Here is a 22,569-nt window from a genome sequence, read left to right on the forward strand (position 1 = left end):
GTTTTATTTTTCTTCTTTAATTTTAAATAGAACACTCATGCCCACTTTTAAGTCTTTGACAGGACGCTCAGGCACCAAATGTAATTTAAAACTACGAATGTCATAACCACCGGTCTGACGTGTGGTTTTAATGGTGGCAAATTCGCCTTCGGCATCAATATTTTTCACTTTAAACATCACACTTTGATTCAGCGCAGGAATAAAACCTTCCAGTGTTTTGTTTTTATAAACAGAAGCGTATTGGTTTTCACCGACATTTAAACTAACCCACAAATCATCATCTTCTAAAATGCTGACAACAGGTACACCCATAGCAACGAGTTCAGAAGGTTTGCCATAAGTTTTTGAAACTGTACCTGAAATAGGAGCGAGTAAACGAGTTTCTGCCTCAAGTGCTTGAGCTTCACTTACCGCGGCTTTTGCAATCTCAACTTGTGCATCCGCTGTAGATTTCTGCTGACTGGTACTTCCGCGCTTTGCTCGAGCATATTGTTGATAAGCTGCTTCACTTAACTCTTGAGCAGAAGTCTGTGCGGCTAACATCTCATCTCGTCTTTGACGAGAAATAACACCTTGTCTATATAAATTTTCTCCACGTTGATAAGTGGTTTTAGCAAGGTTTGCCTGTGCTTTCATACTCTGCCAATTGGCATAAAGAGTATCAATATTTTCCTGTTGAGAGCCTCGGTCTACCGTAGATTGAAATGCCAAAGCTGATTGTAGGGTGGCTAAAGCTTGTTGTTTTTTAGCTTCTATTTCAGGGCTGACTAAACGAACAAGGGGCTGACCTTTGGAAATTTTCTGGCCCTCTTGCACATAAATTTCTTCAATACGGCTCGGAACCTTAGTACTGACATGAACTGTTTCAGCCTCAACTCGGCCTTGTAATTCAATAGGCTTAGGTTGATAGCTTTTCCACAAACCAAAAATGATTAATCCTAATAGAGCAATAACCACGACCGCAATAATTAGTTTAATTTTCGAATTTTTAGGAGGTTGAGAATCACTTTTACTCGTTTTTACTTCTTGAGTATTGTCGGTTTGAGTATTTTGCTGATTTTGGTGAGTTTCTGCCGTACCCGCAACAGGAGAATTTTGTTCTGAATGAGCTGAGTCTTGATTCATGTTATGCCCCCATTAGCGAATATAGTCAGTGTGTGGTTGAGTCACATAAGCTTTAAACTGGTCCATAGAACCATGGCTTTGCAACAGAGTTGCGAGCGACATGACATATTTATAAGCATTTAAAGCCATTTCTGTTTTTAAAGCACTTAATGCATTTTGTGCATCGATCACTTGAGTCGCTGTACCCATGCCTTCTCGGAAAGAAAGTTCCTGAATACGTAGGTTTTCTTGAGCTGCGCTGATATTCCTTTGTAATAGCGTATGACTTTGCTGTGCTGAATTGAGCTCGTTATAAGACTTATTCAATAATGCTTCAATCTCTTGTTTAGTTCGTTCAGTCATGAGTTCTGAAGCATAACGTTTTAACTCGGCAGCATGAATATTCTTATTTTTATCTACGCCAGAAAAAAGATTGTATTTTGCCATAACACCTACAATCCAGTTTTCATTTTCATCGAGTGAATACTCACCAAAAGCGAAAAGACTCGGTTTTTTTGCTGCTTGTTGAGCCTGAATATTTGCATTTGCCAATTGAGTGTCTAACTGCATTTTTTGCACAAGGCTAGATTTTTGAGAGTAACTGCTTAAAAGAGATTCTAACGATTGGCTACGAACAGTATTTACAAAAAGAGGAGTACTTAAATCAGCATTATTTTGCTGGTGCAAAAGATTGTTTAAATTAAATTGGCTAGCATTCAGATTTGCCTGCGCATTTTGTAGAGTTCGTTCGGCATTGTTACGAGCAACTTCAAACTGCATACGTTGCCCTTTACTAATAAAACCTTGCTGTTCGAGCTTTAACGCATTGCTGTAATGTTTTTGCATTGCATTAAAGTTAAATAGACTACTTGCAACCAGTTGTTGTTGTAATTGCACATTAAAATAACTTTGTACGACTTCGAAGCGCTGGATATCTTGTTGTTGTTGGCTTGAAAGCTCGGAGCGTTGAGCCTGAATGTTAGCTATTTTTTTTGCACTAGTCGTTAAGCCCCCTGTGTAGAGCGGCATCACCACTGAAATAGATGGTCGGACTACTTGGTCTTCTACAGTCAAATTAGCGTAGTCAGGAAAACGATTTATACCGTCATGTATGATTTGGTTTGAGCCTTCCTGAACTTGACCTAAAACATCTGATGGAATGACATTGTTCCACTGGGATAATTTATCATTGAGTCCTTGGCTTAAATCATTTTCAAGTTTTTGTTTAAAAGAGCCTAAGGGTACATCTGTTTCGCTATGAAAAGCATATGCTCTCACATTTAAATCAACTCTGGGGAGTCCTAAACCTTTTACCGCTTTGGCTTCTAACTGAGAGGCTTGTTGTAATGCTTGGTTGGCTTGAGTGCTGTATGAGCTTTTTAAAGCCTGTTGTTCTGCTTCAGCATAACTTAAACTTTGCGCATAAATAGGCGTTGCAATTAATACTCCCAATACCAACGCAAGGTAATTGGGTTTAAACAAAAAAGGACGTTTAGACTGTCGATATTGATGTGTTGGCATTTTATATAACAATTTTTGATCATCCCTTATAGTTTAAATTTCTTGTTATTAAATTCAATTATCATATTGTTTATTATACAATTGTATAAAAGCACAAAATGATTTTGAGTTTATTTTTGCTTGATGGAAAATCATACAGCAAGTTTTTATATGTTCATCACAGTATGGGAAACTATATTCACAAGTCAAGTTGAACTTTATTTAATAAAACTTATAAAAAAATAAGTGAAAGCAATGAAATAAATAAAATAGTTATTGAAAAAATAGGCATAAACACGCCCTAGCATTGAAATATTTACTAGAGAAGCTGCTGCAACCTTAAGCAATCTGTGGTTAAATGCCTTTTTTTATTGTGTTTCACTTTTACAAGGGAAAAATCATGCGCGCGTACAATTTCTGTGCTGGTCCTGCTGCATTACCTACTGCCGTTTTAGAAAAAGCTCAACAAGAATTGTTGGATTGGCAAGGTAAGGGCCTATCCATCATGGAAATGAGTCACCGTAGTGCTGACTATGTTGCTGTTGCGGAAAAAGCTGAAGCAGATTTGCGTAAGCTCATGAATATTCCTGAAAACTATAAAGTGCTATTTTTACAAGGTGGCGCGTCATTACAATTTTCAGCAATTCCTTTAAATCTGCTTGGAAAAAATAACAAAGCAGATTATATCCATACTGGCATTTGGTCTGAAAAAGCTTTAAAAGAAGCAAAACGTTATGGCGATATTAATGTTGTAGAAGCTGGTATTAAAGTAGACGGTAAGTTCGCCATTTCTGAGCAAAGCGACTGGAACTTATCTGACGATGCAGCTTATGTCCATTATGCCGATAACGAAACAATTGGCGGTTTACAGTTTGCTAGCGTTCCTGATGTTAAAGCACCACTGGTATGTGACTTCTCATCAAGCATTTTATCTGCTCCACTTGATGTTTCGAAATTTGGTCTCATCTATGCAGGTGCGCAAAAAAATATTGGTCCTGCTGGTTTAACAATTGTTATTATCCGTGATGACTTACTGGATCAAGCTAAAGCAGAAATTCCAAGCATTTTAAAATATGCTGATCAAGCCAAGAATGGCTCTATGGTAAATACACCATCGACTTATGCTTGGTACTTGTCTGGTTTAGTATTTGAATGGTTACTAGAGCAGGGTGGGGTAGATGCTATCCATAAAGTTAACCTTGAAAAAGCTCAGTTACTCTATGGTTATATCGATTCAAGCGACTTTTATAATAACCCGATTGCCATTCCAAATCGTTCAATTATGAATGTACCATTTACTTTGGCAGATGAAGCTTTAGAAAAGCAATTCTTGAAAGAAGCTGAAGCAAATCACTTATTGAACTTAGCAGGTCACCGCTCAGTAGGTGGTATGCGTGCAAGTATTTATAACGCTGTACCATTAGAAGGCGTTCAGGCGCTTATCCGCTTTATGGATGATTTTGCTAAACGTAATGGTTAAATTATAAAATGAATAAAGCCCTCAAAAAGAGGGCTTTATTTTTATATAAATGATCAATTAAAAAGGCATAAAACCAAATTGATGTATCATAATTGCGGCTAAGAACATACCCAAAACGAAAAAGCAAAACGCACCAGTATCGACCCTTATACGTGGGTTACTAGTTTGAATGAGGCTGGTGGTTTGTTCAGGTATAATCTTCATTCAATAGCCTAATTTTTAAAATATTAGTGAAATTCAATTAGTTTCACTATTTTTAGCATAAATATTCGCCTGAATCCAGATATTGCCACGAATATATTCGCCAATATTAAAGTTTTTGTACAAATCATTTTTTGTAGCAATGCGCACTAATATGGCAGGAAGGTTGTCTTCTAAAACTAAAGTGACATCATAAAGGGTATATTCTGCACCCATAAATGACATTGAAGTTTTACCGACAATATTACCTTGGAACCAAGCTTCATCTTCTTGACCAAGATTTTCTCCATATAAATATGCAACCATTTTAGAAAAATCAACCGTTACAGGTTCTTGATCTTCTTTAGTTTTTGGTTGCCATTCATTAATCAGTTCTTGTAGGTTTTCGGGTGCAATTCCATTATGTTCAGTTAAAATCGCATTTAATGCACGGTGATGTTTAATTGACGCTGGATCATCTACGACAATTGTTTCTCCCGCAGGCACTGATTCTAATTCATAGGCCCATGCATTAAATTGGACTTGATAAGTTTGGGTTTTGTCATATTGGCAACGATTAACGCTAAATAAATTATCAAATGCATAAATCGTTGTACTTTTATTTAATTTTAAACTTAATACCGCTTGAGTAGCAGAGTCACAAGTAATGATGCGCTCAATTTGGGCATTATATTGATAAGGACTATCAAAACTCGGGAAGGCAGTTTTTAAAGCGCGAGGTTTTTGATTTTCAACTGCAATAATTTGATTAATAGTGACCTTCTGACCTTGTGGGCCTTGAATGAGCCAAAAAGATTGATCCATTTCGTCTTCATTTTGGCATAAACCCATTGGCATTACAGGAGCATCAAGCGCTAGTCCAAGCCATTTTGGTACATCTGTCTCTGGACGGGAAGTCAGTAGATTCCAATGCTCTCCATGACTACCAAAATTTTGGTCGTTTACCGTAATAACTTCTGGACTGTTTTGATTTTTCATAGGTACGATTGATGTTGGGTTTATCTCACTTGATATATTAAATCGAGGGTAATTGCTATTTTTCAAGTCAATATATGTAAATTCTCTTGTAAAAGCACGTATTTAGTTATTAAAAAGTTCTCCATCTAGCAAAACATGTGTTGTTAAGAGTGCATATAAATAATCATTAACATATTGTTCAAATTAAATTTAGAAAACAAGTTTTATATTTAGCGCTATTCTCTAATGAAATGCATCTGTTAGACTTATATTTTTAGTGGAAATAGAGAATAACGTGCTGCCATTCAAGTTGTGGGTAGACGCAGATGCATTACCTAAAATTTTGCGTGAAGTCATTTTAAGAGCTTCGGATCGTTATCAATTAGAAGTGATTTTTGTAGCCAATCAAAATGTCGGTATTACTCCTTCAGTACGTATTAAATCTCTGCAAGTTTTAAGTGGGGCCGATCAAGCCGATCAGGAAATTGTGAATCGTATGTCTGAAAATGACATTGTCATTACGCAAGATATTCCGCTCGCAGCTCAAGTTATTGAGAAAGGTGGTATTGCGATTCACCCACGTGGTGAGGTGTATACCACAGCGAACGTAAAAGCACGTTTGCACTTACGTGATTTTATGGATACGTTGCGCGGCGCAGGTGTACAGACGGGTGGTCCACCACCTATTTCAGAACGTGATAAGCGCGAATTTTCTAGCGCACTCGACCAAACGATTTTAAAGCAAAAACGTAAAACTGCTTAGTGAGCCTCTTATGCCATCCCAAACCAACTTGGCTTCAACTTATGTCTTGCTTGTATTTATCTGGGCAACGACACCTTTAGCCATTGTATGGAGCGTATCTGACTTACATGTCATGTGGGCCTTACTGTTACGGTTTTATATAGCTTTGCCTCTGTCGGTTATTGTTTTACTTGTTCTAAAAACTTCTTTTCCAACTCATAAGCAAGCTTTACATAGTTATTTTGCAGGGTCTTTTAGTTTAATCGGCTCGCAAATTTTTACCTATGCTGCGACCCAATATTTAAGTTCTGGCATGATTGCCTTGATGTTTGGTCTAGCACCCATTATGGCTGGGTTGATTGGTCGTTTTGCTTTTGGTCAGCATCTTTTTAAATTGCAGTGGCTAGGTATGGCTGTTGCTGTTTGTGGACTAGCGATCATTTGTTTAAATGGTTCAAATCAACATGTGCATCCATTTGGCATTGTCTTAATGTTGGTCAGTGTTTTTGTTTATTCATTTTCTATATTTTGGGTAAAGAAAGTGAATGCCAAAATTCAGCCAATGGCTCAAGCGACCGGTTCGATCTTGGTTTCTTCAATTTTGGCAAGCTGCCTTATTCCATTTATTTGGCAATATGCACCGACTCATTTACCACAAGCTAAATCTTTATTTGCATTAATTTATACAGTTCTGATGGCTTCACTTGTGGCTATGTTCTGTTATTTCAAACTTGTTCAGAATATAAAACCAACCACTTTATCGTTAACGACAGTCATTACACCAATGCTAGCAATGATCATTGGAGCTGTTTTAAACCATGAACAATTGTCGATTATGGTTTTTGTGGGAGCTTTCATTATCTTATTTGGTCTATTTCTATATTTTTATAAAGACATTCAAGCAAATCGTAATTTTGCTCAACATATTAAGTCTAAGTAGGAGAAGATGAGGGTAATTTGTTGAGCTTATTCATTAAATTGTTCTAATTCGTAGCTAAATGCATGATCAAATTGATCTCATATCTTAAGTAGTAGAAAATAGCGCAGCAATATAATATTAGGATTGTTAAGGATAGATCAGAACTTACTGATTTTTAAGCCTTAATACAGCATCTAACGATATGGCTAAATAAGAAGTGTGAATGGACACTTCTCTTTTTCCATCAATGACCTTGGATTTAGAAGGTATGTTTAAACCAATCTCACTGTATATAGGGTTGAGATATACTCGCGCTCGACGCAGTAATCATTTTATTTCTTTTATTGCATTGGTTTCGATGGTCGGTTTGACACTTGGTGTCGCTGTACTAATTACGGTACTTTCTGTAATGAACGGTTTCGACCGCGAATTAAAAAATCGTGTTTTGGGAATGGTACCGCAAGCGACAGTTTCATCGACGCAAATCCTTACGGATTGGCCTGAACTGGTTAAACGAGTTGAAAATCATCCCCACGTGACAGGAGTTGCACCTTTTACCCAATTGCAAGGTATGTTAACTGCTCAAGGGCAAGTGGCAGGTATTATGGTGACGGGTATTGATCCTAAATATGAAAAGAATGTCTCTATCATTCAAAACCATATTGTTGCCGGTAGTCTCGACTCACTTAAAAAAGGTGAATTCGGTATCGTACTTGGTAAAGACATGGCCGATTCGCTTGGCTTACGTTTAAACGATAGCGTGACATTGGTTTTACCTGAAGCGACTCCATCTCCAGCTGGTGTTGTACCTCGTTTTAAACGCTTTAAAGTGGTGGGTATTTTCAGTGTAGGTGCTGAAGTTGACTCGATGGTTGGATACATTGCTTTATATGATGCTTCAACCTTATTGCGTTTACCTGATGGCGCTCAAGGCGTTCGTCTAAAATTAGATGACATTTTTGCCGCTCCTCAAGTTGCCGATGACATTGTGAAAAATTTACCAAGCAATTTCTACGCAACCAACTGGACTTATACACATGGCAACTTATTTAATGCCATCCAAATGGAAAAAACATTAGTTGGTTTATTGCTTGTACTGATTATTGTAGTTGCTGCATTTAACATTGTTTCGTCTTTAGTTATGGTCGTGACTGACAAAAAATCAGACATTGCAATTTTACGTACTTTAGGTGCATCGCCATCTATGATTACTAAAATCTTTATGGTGCAAGGTACGGTTATTGGTGTGATCGGTACAGTTGCGGGTACGGTTTTAGGGGTTATTCTGGCACTTACGATCAGCGATATTATTTCTTGGTTTAATAATGTTCTCGGACTTAATCTGTTCGATGCCTATTTTGTACATTACTTACCTTCTTACTTAAGATGGCAAGACGTGACAATTATTGTGATTGTTTCTTTACTCTTAAGTTTCTTGGCAACTATTTATCCGGCGCTTCGTGCAGCCAAAGTTCAACCTGCCGAGGCATTGCGTTATGAGTAAAGTCGTTTTAGAAGCAAAAGATATTTATAAACATTTTGATGACGGTAAATCTAAGGTTGAAGTCATTAAAGGTCTCTCTTTGCAAGTGGAAGCAGGGCAGTTTGTATCTATTGTCGGAGCAAGTGGTTCAGGTAAAAGTACTTTGTTGCATGTACTTGGTGGCTTAGATCAGCCGACTAAAGGACAGGTATTTTTGAATGGTCAGCGCTTTGATAATTTAGGTGAAGCGGAACGTGGCTTTCAACGTAACCAATACTTAGGTTTTGTTTACCAGTTCCACCATTTATTACCTGAATTTACTGCTCTTGAAAATGTAGCAATGCCTTTAATGCTTCGAGCAGACAGTCAATATAAGTCGGTAAAGGCACAGGCTGAATATTTGCTAGATCGAGTTGGGCTATCTCATCGTATGGACCATAAACCAGGTGAACTTTCAGGTGGTGAGCGTCAACGTGTTGCACTTGCTCGTGCATTAGTGACTAAGCCTGCGGTAGTACTAGCTGATGAGCCTACGGGTAACCTAGATCGTAAAACAGCAGTAGGTATTTTCGAGTTGCTCACCGATCTTAAGAAAGAACTAAACATGGCAATGTTAATTGTGACCCATGATGAGCAATTAGCTCAGGCAGCAGATTCAATCTTGCATATGGAAGATGGGCTGTGGGTAAACGGTTCTTAAAAAATTGTCATTAAATCACATTGTTAAAGCCCACTGAGTTGGGCTTTAATTTTGCCCCTAAAATGATAATGACTAGATTTTTAAATGTTTAAGATTATTCTATTGGGGTGGATTGGCGGTATTGCATTGATGGGAATAGATTTCCCTTTAATCATGCAATATGAAAAAGTGGGCGAGGCTCTACTGTTACTTGCCTTTATTTTTTATCTTTATAAACGACCAATGTTCGTTGATCGACCATTTTTAAAGGCAGTGTTTTGCTTATTATGTACAACAAGTCTTTTTATGGTTGGTTACCACTATGCTGAAAAAGCACTGATTGAACGATTAGAACAAAGAGAAACGGATACCCGAAATCTCGACATTATTGTTTATATAAACCGTTTAAGTGAAGAAAAAGATAATAAGGTTCAACAAACTGCACAAGTTCTAAATCTTTCTAAAGAACCGGTGAATTGGTTGCTATATTTAAAAAGTAATAATCAAAATTTATTAAAGAATAATCAGAATCTTGAATTAGGTCACTATTATCGAATATCTGGAAAAACAAGACCTGCGCATAGTTATGCCACCCCAGGAGCTTTTGATCAGGAAAAGTGGTTTATTCAGCGAAATATTATGTCTGGTTTTAACGTGAGATATATTGAGCCTTTAAGTCTCGATGAAATCTATCGATTGGGCTATCAGCAACATTTAAAAGAACAACAGTCTTTTTCCAATAGTTTTCGTTTAAATATAGAAAAACTTCGCTTAACTTTTAGGCAAATATTAAACAGCTCATCTTTACAGCAAAAGGGTTTAATTTTAGCTTTGCTGACAGGTGATGAAAGTCTTTTATCAGATGAAACTCAACTACAGTTCAAACAATTAGGAATTAGTCATTTATTGGCGATCTCAGGCCCACATGTGCTCATTTTTGCCATTATGTTATCTTGGGCATGTCATCAATTTATTAGTCGTTATTATCCTCAAATTTATTTATGGAAACCGAAACAGGTTTTGATGGCTGTACCATGCTGCCTTGGTGTTTTAATTTATACTGCATTTGTAGGTTTCGAAATTCCTGCACTACGAACATTATTATCAGCATTTATATTTATTGGTTTTCTATTATTAAAACAACCTATTAAACCTTTTACATTACTCGTATATAGTGCAAGTCTACTGTTGCTAATGGACCCGTTTAGTGTGCTTTCTGCAGGTTTTTGGCTGTCTTATGGGGCATGTTTTATTTTATTAAGAATTTACCAAACTATAGCGCAGCTACCTGAGCAACATTTTTTGAGTCTGAGTTCAAAAATGATTTTTATGAGTAAGGTGTTAATTGAATCTCAAGGCAAAATATTTATTGCATTGAGTCCTTTAACCTTACTTTTCTTTCAACAAATTTCTTGGGTTGCTCCATTAACCAATATTATTGCCGTGCCTATTGTTGGGGGTGTTATTGTCCCTTTAAACATCATGGCTGCTTGCGCATGGTTTGTAATAAAACCATTTGGAAATATACTTTTTCATTTCAATGATATGTTGCTCAGCATATTGCTGAGTTGTTTGGGCTTATTAGAAAAACTCTCTTTAACATTACAAGGTATAAGCTTGACGCCACTGTCTTTATTAGCGATTAGTTGTGCCATTATTATTTTATTTTTACCTAAAGGAATTCTGCCCAAAACTTGGGGAATATTATGTTGTTTACCCTTAGTTATTATGAACAAAACGAGTCAGCAAATTCAGCTTAATATTTTAGATGTTGGCCAGGGGCAGGCTATTTTTCTACAACATCCCGAACAAAACTGGTTAATTGACACAGGCGGTTCTTACGATGAAAAAATATTTAGTATTGGACAAAATGTTGTAGTGCCTTTTCTACGTCAGCAAGGCGTAAGACAACTAGATCATGTTGTGCTATCCCATCTTGATCAAGACCATAGTGGCGCGTTTCCTCTTATTCAACAAGAGATTCCTGTAAAGCAGCTTATTTCGAATGAACAATTACCAAATGATTTAAAGCAACCATTCCAATATTGCTATCAAGGGCAACAATGGCATTATCCTGAGTTAGATATTCAAATTTTATGGCCTAAAGAAAAAGATCTGGCTTTTGTTGCTTCTAATCAGAATCAATATTCTTGTGTTGTATATCTTCAATTTAAAAAAGTTGGTGGTTACCAAAATTTTCTTATTATGGGCGATGCAGGATGGGAAGCTGAATACGAGTTATTAAAAGATTATCCTAACTTGAAGATAGATGTGTTGGTGCTAGGGCATCATGGAAGTAAGCACAGTTCGGCTTATGATTTCTTGGCGACCTTAAAACCTAAACTGGCCATTGCATCGGCAGGGTTTGATAACCGTTATGGCCATCCTAGCCAACAAGTTATAGCACGTTTAAAAGCTCTACATATTCCGCTAAAAAGCACTGTGGAACAAGGGACCTTAAGTTTTGTGTTGGAAAATCACAAAATAGTTTTACATGACCGACGTTTGGATAGGCTCTGGTTGAGTAGAGGTTTTTAAAGCTTCTGCTTTGAGCCTATCTACAATTTTAAGTGCTTCTGTCGGATCGATATTATAGATATTGTCTAAAGCAGGGTTCGCTTTAAAACGTTTATAGCTCCAGTGATAGTGTTCTGGATATTGATAAATGAGTTGCTCAATCGCTTGATGGATGACATACGTTCCATCGTCCGCAGTGCCTTCATAGATTTTCTCATCCATTGGCTCGATATGCATGGTAAAGCCATCGTTTTCATTACGGATCGCATAAAGAAACAGAGCTTTTGCTTTAGTTTTCTGGATGAGTTTTGCGCTTAAATTACTTGAAGCAAGTGGAACACCAAAATAGTTCACCATATCTCCACCCACATTAGGGGTATGATCCGGCAAAATTACTGTCGTTTCACCTTGCTTTAATGCTTTAAAAATTTGTCTTACACCGCTTTCATCGGTAGGGACGAGATTCGCTTGTTCACGGCTACGGGCTTCTCGCACAAAACGGTCTGCATCAGCATTTTTAACGGGTTTATATAAAATGGTCATTGATGTGAATTGAGCACACCATGCATTCATGACTTCCCACGTACCAAAATGTGGAACAATAAGAACTACACCTTTTTTTGCAGCCAATGCTTCATGAAAAAAATGTTCACCTTCAATACGGTGAATGCGTGAGATATTTTTACTATTTGATGAGCCCCAAATACTTAAAAACTCAAAATATGAAGTTAATTCGTTTCTTACAGCTTTTTCTGTAATCGCTATACGCTGCTGAGGTGTTAAATACGGAAGCGCAATTCTTAAGTTAAGCTCAATACTTTTTGATGTTCTAGTAATTTTTAGAGTATTTACAAGTCCTGCTAACAGACGAGCAAGAAAACGCCCAAATTGAATGGGTTGGCGGCTAAATGTTTTGAGTAATTGATAGTTCATGCTTTTTGAATCTGGTCTAGTCATCTATAGCAGTAAGTAAGGAAGAAACAACAAGTAAAAAAAGACAAAAATATTATAAATGAAATCATATTATTTAGACAGTTTTTATCAAATCAACGTATATAATGACATCATTTCGATTGATTTGGATTGGAATTTTATGTCCGATTGGCCACCAAAACCACAAAATGAACCTATAACCCCTAAACAGAACGGACCAGAATGGCAAATCCTTGAGAAAGCTGTACTGGCTTCTGTAGAAGAACAACGCCGTAGTCGTCGCTGGGGTATATTCTTTAAAACACTTACTTTTATTTATCTATTGTTCATTATCGTCTTAATGGGCAAAGGCTGTTCGACCACTAAAGATGGCTCTACAGCAAGTAGTAGCAGTGCTCACCTTGCAGTAGTTGATATTATTGGAACTATTGATGCTTCAAGCAATCAGGCTGTGAATAGTGAAGATACAAACAAAGCGCTTAAACGTGCTTTTGAGGCATCGAATAGTAAAGCAATTGCCCTTAATATTAATTCTCCTGGTGGTTCACCTGTTCAGTCAGATGAAATCTGGCAGGAAATTCGCTATTTGAAAAAAGAGCATCCTGACAAGAAAGTCTATGCGGTAATTGGCGATATGGGTGCTTCGGGTGCTTATTATATTGCTTCTGCTGCCGATGAAATTATTGTGAATCCATCAAGTTTGGTAGGTTCAATTGGTGTCATTATGCCAAACTATGGCATTACTGGTTTAGCTCAAAAACTAGGAATTGAAGACCGAACTCTTACAGCGGGGACGAATAAAGACATTTTAAGTATGACAAAACCGATTAATCCTGTACAAAGACAACATATCCAATCTGTACTCGATAATGTTCATACTCACTTTATTAACGCAGTTAAAGAAGGACGTGGGAAACGCTTAAAAACTAATGATCCTGCTATTTTCTCTGGTCTTTTCTGGACTGGCGAGCAAGCAATTCAGTTAGGCGTAGCTGACCGTTCAGGTAACATTACAAGCTTGATGCGTGAACTGAAGCTTGATAATAAAGTTGACTACACGATTGAACGTAACCCATTACAATCTATTCTAGGGCGAATGGGATCAGAAATGGGGAAAGGTTTAAGTGAGTCGGTTGCTGAACGCTTACAAACAAGTCAGGACGCAAAACTACAATAATTTAAGCAGGATAACGGTATGTCAGTAAAACCGGTTATACACTTTGCGCATGCCAACGGCGTGCCATCTATGGTGTATCAAAAATTGTTTGATCAATTAAAAGATGAGTATGACGTAATTTATGTTCCACTCATTGGACCTGACAAACGTTATCCGATTACCAATCATTGGCCTTTTTTGGTTGATCAGGTAATTGATAGTATTGTACGTCAAGCGAAGGGGCGAAAAGTGATTGGACTGGGTCATTCGCTCGGTTCAGTTTTAACTTTAATGGCTTCTTTTAGACGGCCTGAGTTGTTCTCACAAGTGATCATGTTAGATCCGCCTCTTATTTTGGGTAGATATTCTTTTGCTTTTCATATGGCAAAATTATTTAAACCCAAAATAGTTGATGATATGACACCAGCGGGTTTATCTGCACGTCGTCGCGAGCATTGGGAATCACGTGAGCAAGCAGCTGCATTGTTACGTCCAAAAGGTTTTTATAAGGATTTTGATGAAGACTGCTTTCAAGCCTATATTGACTATGCTTTGAAAGAAGACTCGGTACGTGGTGGCGTAACGTTAACTATTTCCCGTGAAGATGAAGTTGCGATTTTCCGTAAAAATCCTTCTTGGTGGTGGTTACCCATGCCAAAACCGAAAATGCCAGTACATTTAGTTGTAGGAAAAGAGAGTGCCTTCTTAAAAAGAGGTTTTCCTCAAATGGCAAAACGTAAAATGGGGATTCCATTTAGTGTAGTTGAAGGAGGGCATATGTTCCCTCTAGAGCATCCGATTGATACAGTGAATTATATTAAGGAACTTATTCACCGTAATTCACGCTAATAAAGCTTTCGCAAAAAAAGGACATGCATGCATGTCCTTTTTTAATTGACGTTAAGCAAACTTTTACCAAGATGCAAAACGGATAGGGTGTTCAAGAATTTGATTGCGGAAATAGGCTTGTCCATTTTTCCATGTGAGCTGGCCATTACATAACCACTCTGCAACTTGAGGATAAATAAAATGCTCAAGTTTATGTACACGTTCGGCCAAGGATGCAACATTGTCATGTTCTTTTACTTCAATGGCAGATTGAGCAATTGCTTGACCAGCATCAAGTTCAGAAGTCACAAAGTGAACGGTACAGCCATGTAATCGATCCCCCGTATTTAATACACGTTGATGTGTATTAACGCCTTTATAGGCAGGTAATAATGAAGGATGGATATTAAGCATTTTACCTTGCCATTTATCGACAAAGTCAGCAGTTAAAATACGCATAAAGCCAGCTAAAATAACCACGTCAGCTTGCCATGCGATAAGTTGCTGATGCATAGCTTTATCAAAATCTTCACGACTAGGAAAGTCTTTGTGAGAGATTACGGCTGTCGCGATATTGGCATTTTGAGCACGCTCTAGGGCATAAGCATCGGCTTTATTAGACAGTACACCTACAATTTGCCCTGATAGATTTGCATCTATCAAGGCTTGTAAGTTGCTGCCGTTCCCAGAGACTAGAACAGCAATTTTCATCATTCAAAGATCACACGAATTTTTTCGTCTGCACCTTCCACTGATTCAGCATTTTCTTGGATATGTCCGATTTTCCAAGCTTTTTCACCTTGAGCATTAAGCACTTCAATTGCTTTTTCTGCATCATTTGCATCAACAGCAATGACCATACCTACACCACAGTTAAAGGTACGGTACATTTCAAAACGTTCTACATTACCTTCGCGTTGTAAAAGTTTGAATAATTCTGGCCATTCCCAAGAAGCTTCATTAATTACAGCTTGAGCACCATTTGGTAATACACGTGGTAAGTTGCCTGGTAAGCCGCCACCAGTGATGTGTGCCATCGCGTGTACATCAACTTGTTTGCAAAGCTCTAGAACTGGTTTTACATAAATACGTGTTGGCTCCATTGCTACATCTGCAAGAGGGCGACCATCAATTACTTGAGTTAAGTCTACATTCTTAACATCTAAGATTTTACGTAGTAATGAATAACCATTTGAGTGAGCACCGCTTGATGCAACACCAATAAGTACATCACCAGATTTTACTTTAGAGCCATCAATAATTTTGCTTTGCTCAACTACACCTACGGCAAAACCAGCAAGATCGTAATCTTCGCCTTCATACATGCCAGGCATTTCAGCTGTTTCACCACCTACAAGTGCGCAACCTGCAAGTTCACAACCTTTACCGATACCAGTAACTACGTTTGCAGCTACATCGACATTTAAGTGACCAGTCGCATAATAGTCGAGGAAGAATAGTGGTTCTGCACCACAAACCAAAAGATCGTTTACACACATAGCGACAAGATCTTGGCCGATTGTGTCATGACGATTAAGGTTAAGTGCTAAACGTAATTTAGTACCTACACCGTCAGTTCCAGAAACCAAAACAGGTTCTTCGTAACCTTTAGGAATTTTGCATAGTGCACCAAAGCCACCAAGTCCGCCCATTACTTCTGGACGAGTTGTACGTTTAGCGACTGACTTGATACGATCGACCAGTGCGTCGCCCGCTTCAATGTCAACACCCGCATCTTTGTAGCTTAAACCGGTATTTGGGGTAGAAGTTGAGTTGCTCATAAATGAAGTCTCCGCATTGGCGGCAGATTATAACCTGAATATACGAAACTCTTATGTTATTTATGCTCGAAAATGCTATCTTTAATAAAAATATTTTTCCATTTATAACGATTAAATCAAAAAAGGCTAGATTTTATGCAAGATCGTATACTGCGCCGTATTTTCTTACTCGCAGGTATTGTATTGCTGGTATGGGTATTATACTTGCTCAAGCCTGTGGTCATCCCATTTATTGGTGCTTTTTTCCTGGCTTATTTATTTAGTCCACTAGTCGAAGTTCTAGTAAAAATTAAGATACCTCGCTGGTTGGCAATTAGTATTGTTTTTATTGGTATAGGTGTAACTTTAACCGTTGCATTATGGTATCTGGTTCCACTGATCTGGAAACAACTTGTTTACGCTCGAGACAGTATTCCAGCGGGGATCCACTGGATTAATGCAGAGCTATTACCGTGGATTTCTTCGACATTCCATGTCCAGCAAATGGAAATTGATACCGATCAAATGTCCAAAGCTGTGATGGATTATGTTCAGACCAATTACAGTGCTGATAGTATTCAAGCAGTTTTATTAAAGCTTGCACAATCAGGACTTAATTTTATTCAAATTGGTGGAACAGTTGTTTTAATCCCAATTATTGCTTTTTACTTCTTATTAGACTGGGACCGTATGTTACAAAACTTACGTCGTCTCATTCCACGGCCATATGAGGCTACGACCTTACAAATCGTCCGTGAATGCCATAGCGTTTTAGGAGCTTTTGTTAAAGGTCAGTTCCTTGTTATGCTTTTGCTCGGTGTAGTTTATGCAGTAGGCTTACAATTAATTGGACTAGAGGTCGGCCTAATTATTGGTATGGTGGCAGGTCTTGCCAGTATTATTCCTTATTTAGGATTTGCAGTCGGGATTATTGCAGCGGTTATTGCAAGTTTGTTCCAATTTGGAATGGACTGGACACACTTATTACTTGTTGGCGTAGTCTTTATGATTGGGCAGGCAGTAGAGGGCTATATTCTGCAGCCATTCCTACTCGGTGATAAAATTGGTCTTTCACCTGTTGCAGTTGTATTTGCTGTTTTAGCAGGGGCTCAATTGGCTGGCTTTTTAGGAATGTTAATTGCATTACCTGTAGCGGCTGTCATTGTAGTGCTTTTAAAACACCTCAGAGAAAATTACGAACGGAGTTCATTCTATGCTCCATCTTCTACATTATTAATCCAAGAGGGTAATATTGAGCAACTTCATGTAGAAACTGAAAATACTAAACTTGATCTTGAAGTTAAAAAACAGCAAGATACAGATACCCCGAATCTTTCAGATCAGAAATAATTTCAAGGCCAATTCATTATATGCGTCAACTCCAACTGGATATAGAACCTCAACTTGATGCCCGAATCAGTGATTTTTCGGGACCAGGTTGGGGGCATGTAGTGGATGCAGTGCGACAACTACATGCGGGTCTAGTAAATAGATTTTATATCTATGGTGGCGCAGGAACAGGCAAGAGCCATTTGCTTTCAGCGATTTGTGATTCTTATTTAGAGGTCGGTAAATCTGCAATTAAAGTTTCTTTGCTTGAACTTCTCGATGCTCCAATTGAGGCAATTACTTGCTTAGAGCACTATGATCTGGTGGCTTTAGATGATATTGAGTCAATTAGTGGGGTGCCTCACTGGCAAAAAGCTGTTTTTCATTTAATGAATAACCATGAAGGACAACTTGTATTTTCTTCACGTGTTGCACCGATTGAATTAAAGCTGGAGTTACCAGATTTACAATCGCGACTTACACAAGCAGTGAGTGTAAAAGTGCCGAGCGGAAGTTTATATGCAGACCGCTATGCTTTAGTCACTTCTGTAATGGCTAGACGTGGGATCCATTTTGATCAGCAGATTGTAGACTATTTACTTTTACATGGGCCTCATCAAGCTTCTATTCTATTGCAAACCGTAGCACAATTAGAAAAACTCCTTAAAGGTGAGAAGACTAAACTTTCAAATGCAACGTTAAGACAAATCTATGCTTTAATTGATGAATATCAACAATAATAATTTTCTAGCTTCTGGACTTTTAATTTATTAGCCTAAGTAAACTTTCCTTACTATAAAAATCATGAGCTATTTATTCTTTTAACCTTGAAAAATACTTTTAAATTTTTATAAGTAAAATTTTCATATATCAATAGATCTTTAATTGTACAAATATTTAGAAAGTTCCCTATCGAAAATGACGCTATAGACCGATCAAAACATCTTGAGAAATTCTGATTCCTGTGACAAAGTACGCACAAAGGATGCGGTTGCAAAAGTGGAAACTTTGCAATATTGACAAAGAAAAATGAAAAAAATAGGTAAGGAGAAGGGTATGCTCAAACGGAGCATTGCTTTTGCATTATTGGCTGCTGCTGGGCACGCTTATTCTGCTGATATTGAAGTCACAACTACAATTGATGAAGATGTCGATAATACAGTATGCTCATTACGTGAGGCTGTAGAACTAATAAATAAGCGTAATTCAAGTGATTCTACCGTGGTTGCCTCAGTAAAAGATGGGTATCATGGCTGTGGAAATAAAGATAGTTCATCAAATATTATTTTACAGCGCGATAAAGAATATACGTTAAATAGCAGAATAACGATTACAGCACCCCTTACAATTAGTACAGCAAAAAACGATTCTACATTAGTTGATACTGATCAGCCCGGTTCTCATAATGCAACTATCAAAATGGCAGGTACAGATCAGCTATTTAAAATTGATGATGAGAGTGTTGAAAAAGCCTCATTTTCGGTTTTGTTGAGTGATCTTAACTTACAAGGGGCAGGTGCAAACTCTAAAGTGTTAACAGGTGGTTTAATTTTAAACCGTGAAAAATTGACTATTCAAAACTCTCGTTTAACAGGTGGATATGCGAATCAAGGTGGAGTGATTTACAATCAAGGGTTTGCCTCAAAAAGTGATAGAACCTTTGGTTTTGTTTATATTGTAAATAGCCTTATCCAGAATAATAAAGCAGCCCAAGGTGGGGTAATCTATAGTGAGCAACCATTATTTCTAATTACTCAATCGGTAATTCGTGATAATGAAGTTAGTAATACAAGTGGTTCACTCTTCTTCAGTCAAGATTCATTTGATGATGAAAGTACTGGAGAATATGTAGTTCAACGTGCTATAGGATTAAGCAATAGTACGGTCTTTCATAATAAAGGTGGTTTTATTACGAATGTTCGAGATGGGATGTTTGTTAATAATATTACGATGATTAAAAATGACAAAGGATTATTCCTTGAAGCTCCACAAGGCAATGCTTCAATTTCAAATAGTATATTAGTTGGAAATACAATTAATTGTCAGGCGAATTCAACTGATAAAGCAATTATCCAAAGTAATTTAGTGACTACAGAATGTAATCGTAACGCTTCAGTAAAAGTTCCAAATATTCTTTATCCTGCCAATCAGAAATTAATTGCTGGTAGTACAGATGAGGGCGTTTGTGATATAGCTTCAAAGGATGGGTTGTTATGTCCTTTTAATACGCCAAAGGATAGTTTCTTGGGCTTTTTTAAGCCACGGTTACTTGAAAGTTATAATACTTTAGCTGATTCACTTATTATTAATAAAGGCCGTTTGTACAGTGATGGTACTTCTGTAGGCTTGGCAAGTTGTGAAACTTTAGATCAGCGTGGAAAAAGACGTACTGGTTATGATGAGTTATGTGATTTAGGCGCAATTGAATATATCTTAAATAGTGATATCTCTTCAGTTGGTCAGGATATTAGATATGGGCAGGTTGCAAAGTTTAGTATTTTAGGCTCATTAAGTGAAGCAGACTTGGTTACACCTGCCACGTGTAAGCGTTTATTCGGTGAACGTCCTGATGGTAAAGAATGGCAACCTGGCTGTTTGAAAATAAAACAAAGTACTGATACACCTGTTTCGAAAGGTACCGTAACTATAGATCAGAATGGAAATGTAATTTATACACCAAATGGTAATTGGCATGGTGCAGATATTTTTAGTATTCAGGTAGTTACAAGTATTTCAAGATTTAATGAAGGAGTCGAGTTCCAATACATTACTATTCCTACAAGAATTGTACAGGAACCTTTGTCTGGAATTGAAGATAAATCTGTCAGCTCTGGTGGGGGAGGAAGTATAGGGGCTGGTTTTATTTTAAGTTTACTAGGGTTGGTTGCGTTACGTCGCTTTAAGTCATAATCAAGGATGAAGACTATGAAAAATTATAAAAAAGCATTATTGGCGTTATCTATACTTGCGACCATGCCATTGTTTGCTGATAGCACAAATAAACGGATTGAGGTTACAACTTTTGCTGACGAAGATGGTGAAAATCCAAATGCGTGTTCATTACGTGAAGCAATTAAAGTGGCAGCTACACGTAAATCAGACTATGGATGCACTATTTTTAGCTTAGATGATAATCAGGCAATTCAGTTAAAAGCAGGGACTTATACTTTAAATAAAGAATTAGTACCAAATGCAAATATTTCTATCTATGGTTATGGAGAGCGCGGAGAAGATAAAAATTGGACAGAAAAAAACCCTCTAACAAATGATTATCCTGCTCTACCAGAACTTAAAACACGTATTAATGCTGCGGGTAAGTCACGCATATTTAATACTGCAGAGAATAAAAAGGCTTTAACTTTACAAAATATTATTTTAGAAAATGGTATAGCTTCAACCCAAGGCGGGGCTATTTATGCAGGTGGTAATGTCACCTTGTTAGATTCCCAAATTTTAAATTCTCAAGCTCCAAAAGGTGGTGCCATTTTTCTGGGTGGGAGTGGGGTAAACTTATCAATAAGCCATTCATTACTACAGGGTAATCAAGCAGTTACCGGTAGTGTTTTAGCGATGAGTTGTAAAGAAGAACCAGCTTATGCTAAACGTGATATCACTATAACGTCTTCAAGTATTTTCAAAAATGGTTCGCTTAACTCTAAGAGTACATTTGAATTTTGTGGCGAACCAAACGCCATATTGACAATTAATACGATTGCAAAAAATATCGCTGATAAGATAAATGGTAGTATTCTAAAATTTACTGGAGATGCCGTTCCTGGAAGTACAACTAATCCCTCAACTATACTGAGCGGAAGTAGTAGTTTAAATTTACAGAATAATACGATTGTTGAGAACACTGCACATACTACCTTCTTATATGATAGTTTGGGTATAAAAGAATTAAGGTTTAATTTAATAGGGTACAATCTAGGTAGTTACGCTTGTCGTTATTTAGTGGGACCTGCTGCGGACCTAAAAAATTCTGGTTTTACACTATCATTTAATGCATTAAATTTAACGAATAACGTTGAAAAATGTGATTTACCAACAGAAGCACTTACCTCATCTAATAAGACTATTGATATTGCGAATATTCCTTTTAGTTCGTTATTAGAACCGCAAAGTTCTGCTTCGCCAGAAACAGGCTTTTTACCTGTTTATTACCCATTGAATAACACCTCATCTCCACAAAATGATTTGATAGATGTAGATCCTGATGGTAAAGATACTTGTATAACTCTAGACCAACGGGGGCTTATTAGATCTGTAACTAATAAGTTATATTATCAGTCAGGTATCAAGAATAGTTGTGATATTGGTTCGATTGAGCTAATGAAACTGACTGCTGGAGATATAAAAGATTTAGGCAATGATTCTTTTACTGATCGAATTTCTACATATCAGACTCGATATGATAATGTACAAGAAAATCTTAAGAACCAAGCTTTTTCATATTTATGGCCAGTATTAAAAATAAGATCGGTAGAATATAAAAATCTTCTTGATCAAACTAAAGCAAATGCAAAGTATCGTGCTATTTATATAGATTTGAAAGCTAAAGGATTGCCTTTACCTAATGAGGGTGCTAATCACACATTAAAATTCTTTAATACAACTGATTATAATATTAATGTTGAAACTATTGGAACAGGTTTAATAGATGATAAAGTTTATAATATTAAGGATAAAGAAGAGAATATACTTAAATGTGAATGGAACTCTGCTTTACAGCAAATTATATTTTATCGTTTAGATGACAGAATTACCCAAGCAGGTGATTACAACTATTGTAAATATACAGTAAGTACTAAAGATGGTTCTATTCAATCGACAGGTTTATTAGAGGCTCGTTTTGATAATATTGCTCCTGTAGCTACTGATGAAACAGTTTCATTTAAATATTTGGCTAATGAAATTATCCCCATAAATTTACTTAAATATGCAAATGATGATGGGGACGGACCAGCGAATACTCTTCAAA

At 37.1% G+C, this 22,569-nt stretch carries 19 protein-coding genes and 1 pseudogene; 12 read left to right on the top strand and 8 right to left on the bottom strand.

The features are described 5' to 3' along the window. Positions 1-3: 3 nt before the first annotated feature. Positions 4-1,125 carry an HlyD family secretion protein gene (locus R5R67_RS12825; protein ID WP_001070881.1) on the bottom strand — a complete coding sequence of 374 codons (1,122 nt, stop codon included), beginning with the start codon at positions 1,123-1,125 and terminating at the stop codon, positions 4-6. 12 nt (positions 1,126-1,137) lie between these two features. Further along, on the bottom strand, positions 1,138-2,625 hold the full coding sequence (locus tag R5R67_RS12830; RefSeq protein ID WP_001142057.1) for a TolC family protein: 1,488 nt from the start codon (positions 2,623-2,625) through the stop codon (positions 1,138-1,140). Positions 2,626-3,004: 379 nt separating this feature from the next. Here R5R67_RS12830 and serC point away from each other — a divergent pair, with 379 nt between their 5' ends. Beyond that, positions 3,005-4,084 carry a 3-phosphoserine/phosphohydroxythreonine transaminase gene (gene serC / locus R5R67_RS12835; RefSeq protein WP_001203177.1) on the top strand — a complete coding sequence of 360 codons (1,080 nt, stop codon included), beginning with the start codon at positions 3,005-3,007 and terminating at the stop codon, positions 4,082-4,084. A 57-nt stretch (positions 4,085-4,141) separates the two neighbouring features. Here serC and R5R67_RS12840 read toward each other — a convergent pair whose 3' ends face one another. Further along, a complete protein-coding gene (locus R5R67_RS12840) occupies positions 4,142-4,288 on the bottom strand; it encodes a hypothetical protein (protein WP_000691794.1) in 147 nt (48 codons plus the stop codon). Between the two features lie 33 nt (positions 4,289-4,321). Then, positions 4,322-5,263 (bottom strand): hypothetical protein, encoded by a 942-nt coding sequence (locus tag R5R67_RS12845; protein WP_000795877.1) that lies wholly within the window; start codon positions 5,261-5,263, stop codon positions 4,322-4,324. A gap of 256 nt (positions 5,264-5,519) precedes the next feature. Here R5R67_RS12845 and R5R67_RS12850 point away from each other — a divergent pair, with 256 nt between their 5' ends. Both R5R67_RS12850 and R5R67_RS12855 read left to right on the top strand, forming a co-directional pair. Then, positions 5,520-6,005, top strand: a complete 486-nt coding sequence (locus tag R5R67_RS12850) for a YaiI/YqxD family protein (RefSeq protein WP_001985538.1) — start codon at positions 5,520-5,522, stop codon at positions 6,003-6,005. A 10-nt stretch (positions 6,006-6,015) separates the two neighbouring features. Beyond that, positions 6,016-6,924 carry a DMT family transporter gene (locus tag R5R67_RS12855; protein ID WP_001140078.1) on the top strand — a complete coding sequence of 303 codons (909 nt, stop codon included), beginning with the start codon at positions 6,016-6,018 and terminating at the stop codon, positions 6,922-6,924. Between the two features lie 29 nt (positions 6,925-6,953). Here the strand turns inward: R5R67_RS12855 and R5R67_RS19735 are convergent. Further along, positions 6,954-7,034 (bottom strand): annotated as a pseudogene (locus R5R67_RS19735) (PilZ domain-containing protein); the annotation flags it as partial. A 137-nt stretch (positions 7,035-7,171) separates the two neighbouring features. Between R5R67_RS19735 and R5R67_RS12865 the strand changes: the two are divergent. The 3 genes from R5R67_RS12865 (at position 7,172) to R5R67_RS12875 (ending at position 11,603) form a co-directional block, all read left to right on the top strand. Continuing rightward, positions 7,172-8,407, top strand: a complete 1,236-nt coding sequence (locus tag R5R67_RS12865) for a lipoprotein-releasing ABC transporter permease subunit (protein WP_001984636.1) — start codon at positions 7,172-7,174, stop codon at positions 8,405-8,407. Further along, entirely contained in the window at positions 8,400-9,086 is a 687-nt protein-coding gene (gene lolD / locus R5R67_RS12870) for a lipoprotein-releasing ABC transporter ATP-binding protein LolD (protein ID WP_000049406.1), read from the top strand. The genes R5R67_RS12865 and lolD overlap by 8 nt, the downstream gene beginning before the upstream one ends. An 84-nt stretch (positions 9,087-9,170) precedes the next feature. Then, on the top strand, positions 9,171-11,603 hold the full coding sequence (locus R5R67_RS12875; RefSeq protein ID WP_000472710.1) for a DNA internalization-related competence protein ComEC/Rec2: 2,433 nt from the start codon (positions 9,171-9,173) through the stop codon (positions 11,601-11,603). Here the strand turns inward: R5R67_RS12875 and R5R67_RS12880 are convergent. After that, a complete protein-coding gene (locus R5R67_RS12880; protein WP_001984639.1) occupies positions 11,556-12,539 on the bottom strand; it encodes a lysophospholipid acyltransferase family protein in 984 nt (327 codons plus the stop codon). The two genes, R5R67_RS12875 and R5R67_RS12880, sit on opposite strands and share 48 nt — an antisense overlap. Before the next feature lie 136 nt (positions 12,540-12,675). Here R5R67_RS12880 and sppA point away from each other — a divergent pair, with 136 nt between their 5' ends. Both sppA and R5R67_RS12890 read left to right on the top strand, forming a co-directional pair. Next, positions 12,676-13,692 (top strand): signal peptide peptidase SppA, encoded by a 1,017-nt coding sequence (gene sppA, locus R5R67_RS12885; RefSeq protein ID WP_001286615.1) that lies wholly within the window; start codon positions 12,676-12,678, stop codon positions 13,690-13,692. Positions 13,693-13,710: 18 nt separating this feature from the next. Further along, positions 13,711-14,520: an alpha/beta fold hydrolase gene (locus R5R67_RS12890; RefSeq protein WP_000114071.1), complete on the top strand. Its 810-nt coding sequence runs from the start codon at positions 13,711-13,713 to the stop codon at positions 14,518-14,520. A 63-nt stretch (positions 14,521-14,583) separates the two neighbouring features. Here the strand turns inward: R5R67_RS12890 and purN are convergent, their stop codons facing one another. Next, positions 14,584-15,213 carry a phosphoribosylglycinamide formyltransferase gene (purN, locus tag R5R67_RS12895; protein WP_000975537.1) on the bottom strand — a complete coding sequence of 210 codons (630 nt, stop codon included), beginning with the start codon at positions 15,211-15,213 and terminating at the stop codon, positions 14,584-14,586. Then, positions 15,210-16,280, bottom strand: coding sequence for a phosphoribosylformylglycinamidine cyclo-ligase (purM, locus tag R5R67_RS12900; RefSeq protein WP_000071984.1), 1,071 nt, complete (start codon positions 16,278-16,280; stop codon positions 15,210-15,212). The genes purN and purM overlap by 4 nt, the downstream gene beginning before the upstream one ends. 135 nt (positions 16,281-16,415) lie before the next feature. Here purM and cxpE point away from each other — a divergent pair, with 135 nt between their 5' ends. The 4 genes from cxpE to R5R67_RS12920 form a co-directional block, all read left to right on the top strand. Next, positions 16,416-17,609: a chloramphenicol efflux transporter CxpE gene (cxpE, locus tag R5R67_RS12905; RefSeq protein ID WP_001153980.1), complete on the top strand. Its 1,194-nt coding sequence runs from the start codon at positions 16,416-16,418 to the stop codon at positions 17,607-17,609. Between the two features lie 20 nt (positions 17,610-17,629). Beyond that, complete coding sequence (gene hda / locus R5R67_RS12910; RefSeq protein ID WP_001249535.1) at positions 17,630-18,328, top strand: DnaA regulatory inactivator Hda; 699 nt, start codon at positions 17,630-17,632, stop codon at positions 18,326-18,328. Between the two features lie 316 nt (positions 18,329-18,644). After that, positions 18,645-20,498 carry a rhombotarget A gene (gene rbtA / locus R5R67_RS12915; protein ID WP_000920023.1) on the top strand — a complete coding sequence of 618 codons (1,854 nt, stop codon included), beginning with the start codon at positions 18,645-18,647 and terminating at the stop codon, positions 20,496-20,498. Between the two features lie 15 nt (positions 20,499-20,513). After that, positions 20,514-22,569: CSLREA domain-containing protein (locus R5R67_RS12920; RefSeq protein ID WP_318754880.1), on the top strand; the 2,056-nt coding region annotated here is incomplete at its 3' end.

This window comes from Acinetobacter sp. OYA S30, from assembly GCF_033599315.1.
Lineage (GTDB): Bacteria > Pseudomonadota > Gammaproteobacteria > Pseudomonadales > Moraxellaceae > Acinetobacter > Acinetobacter baumannii.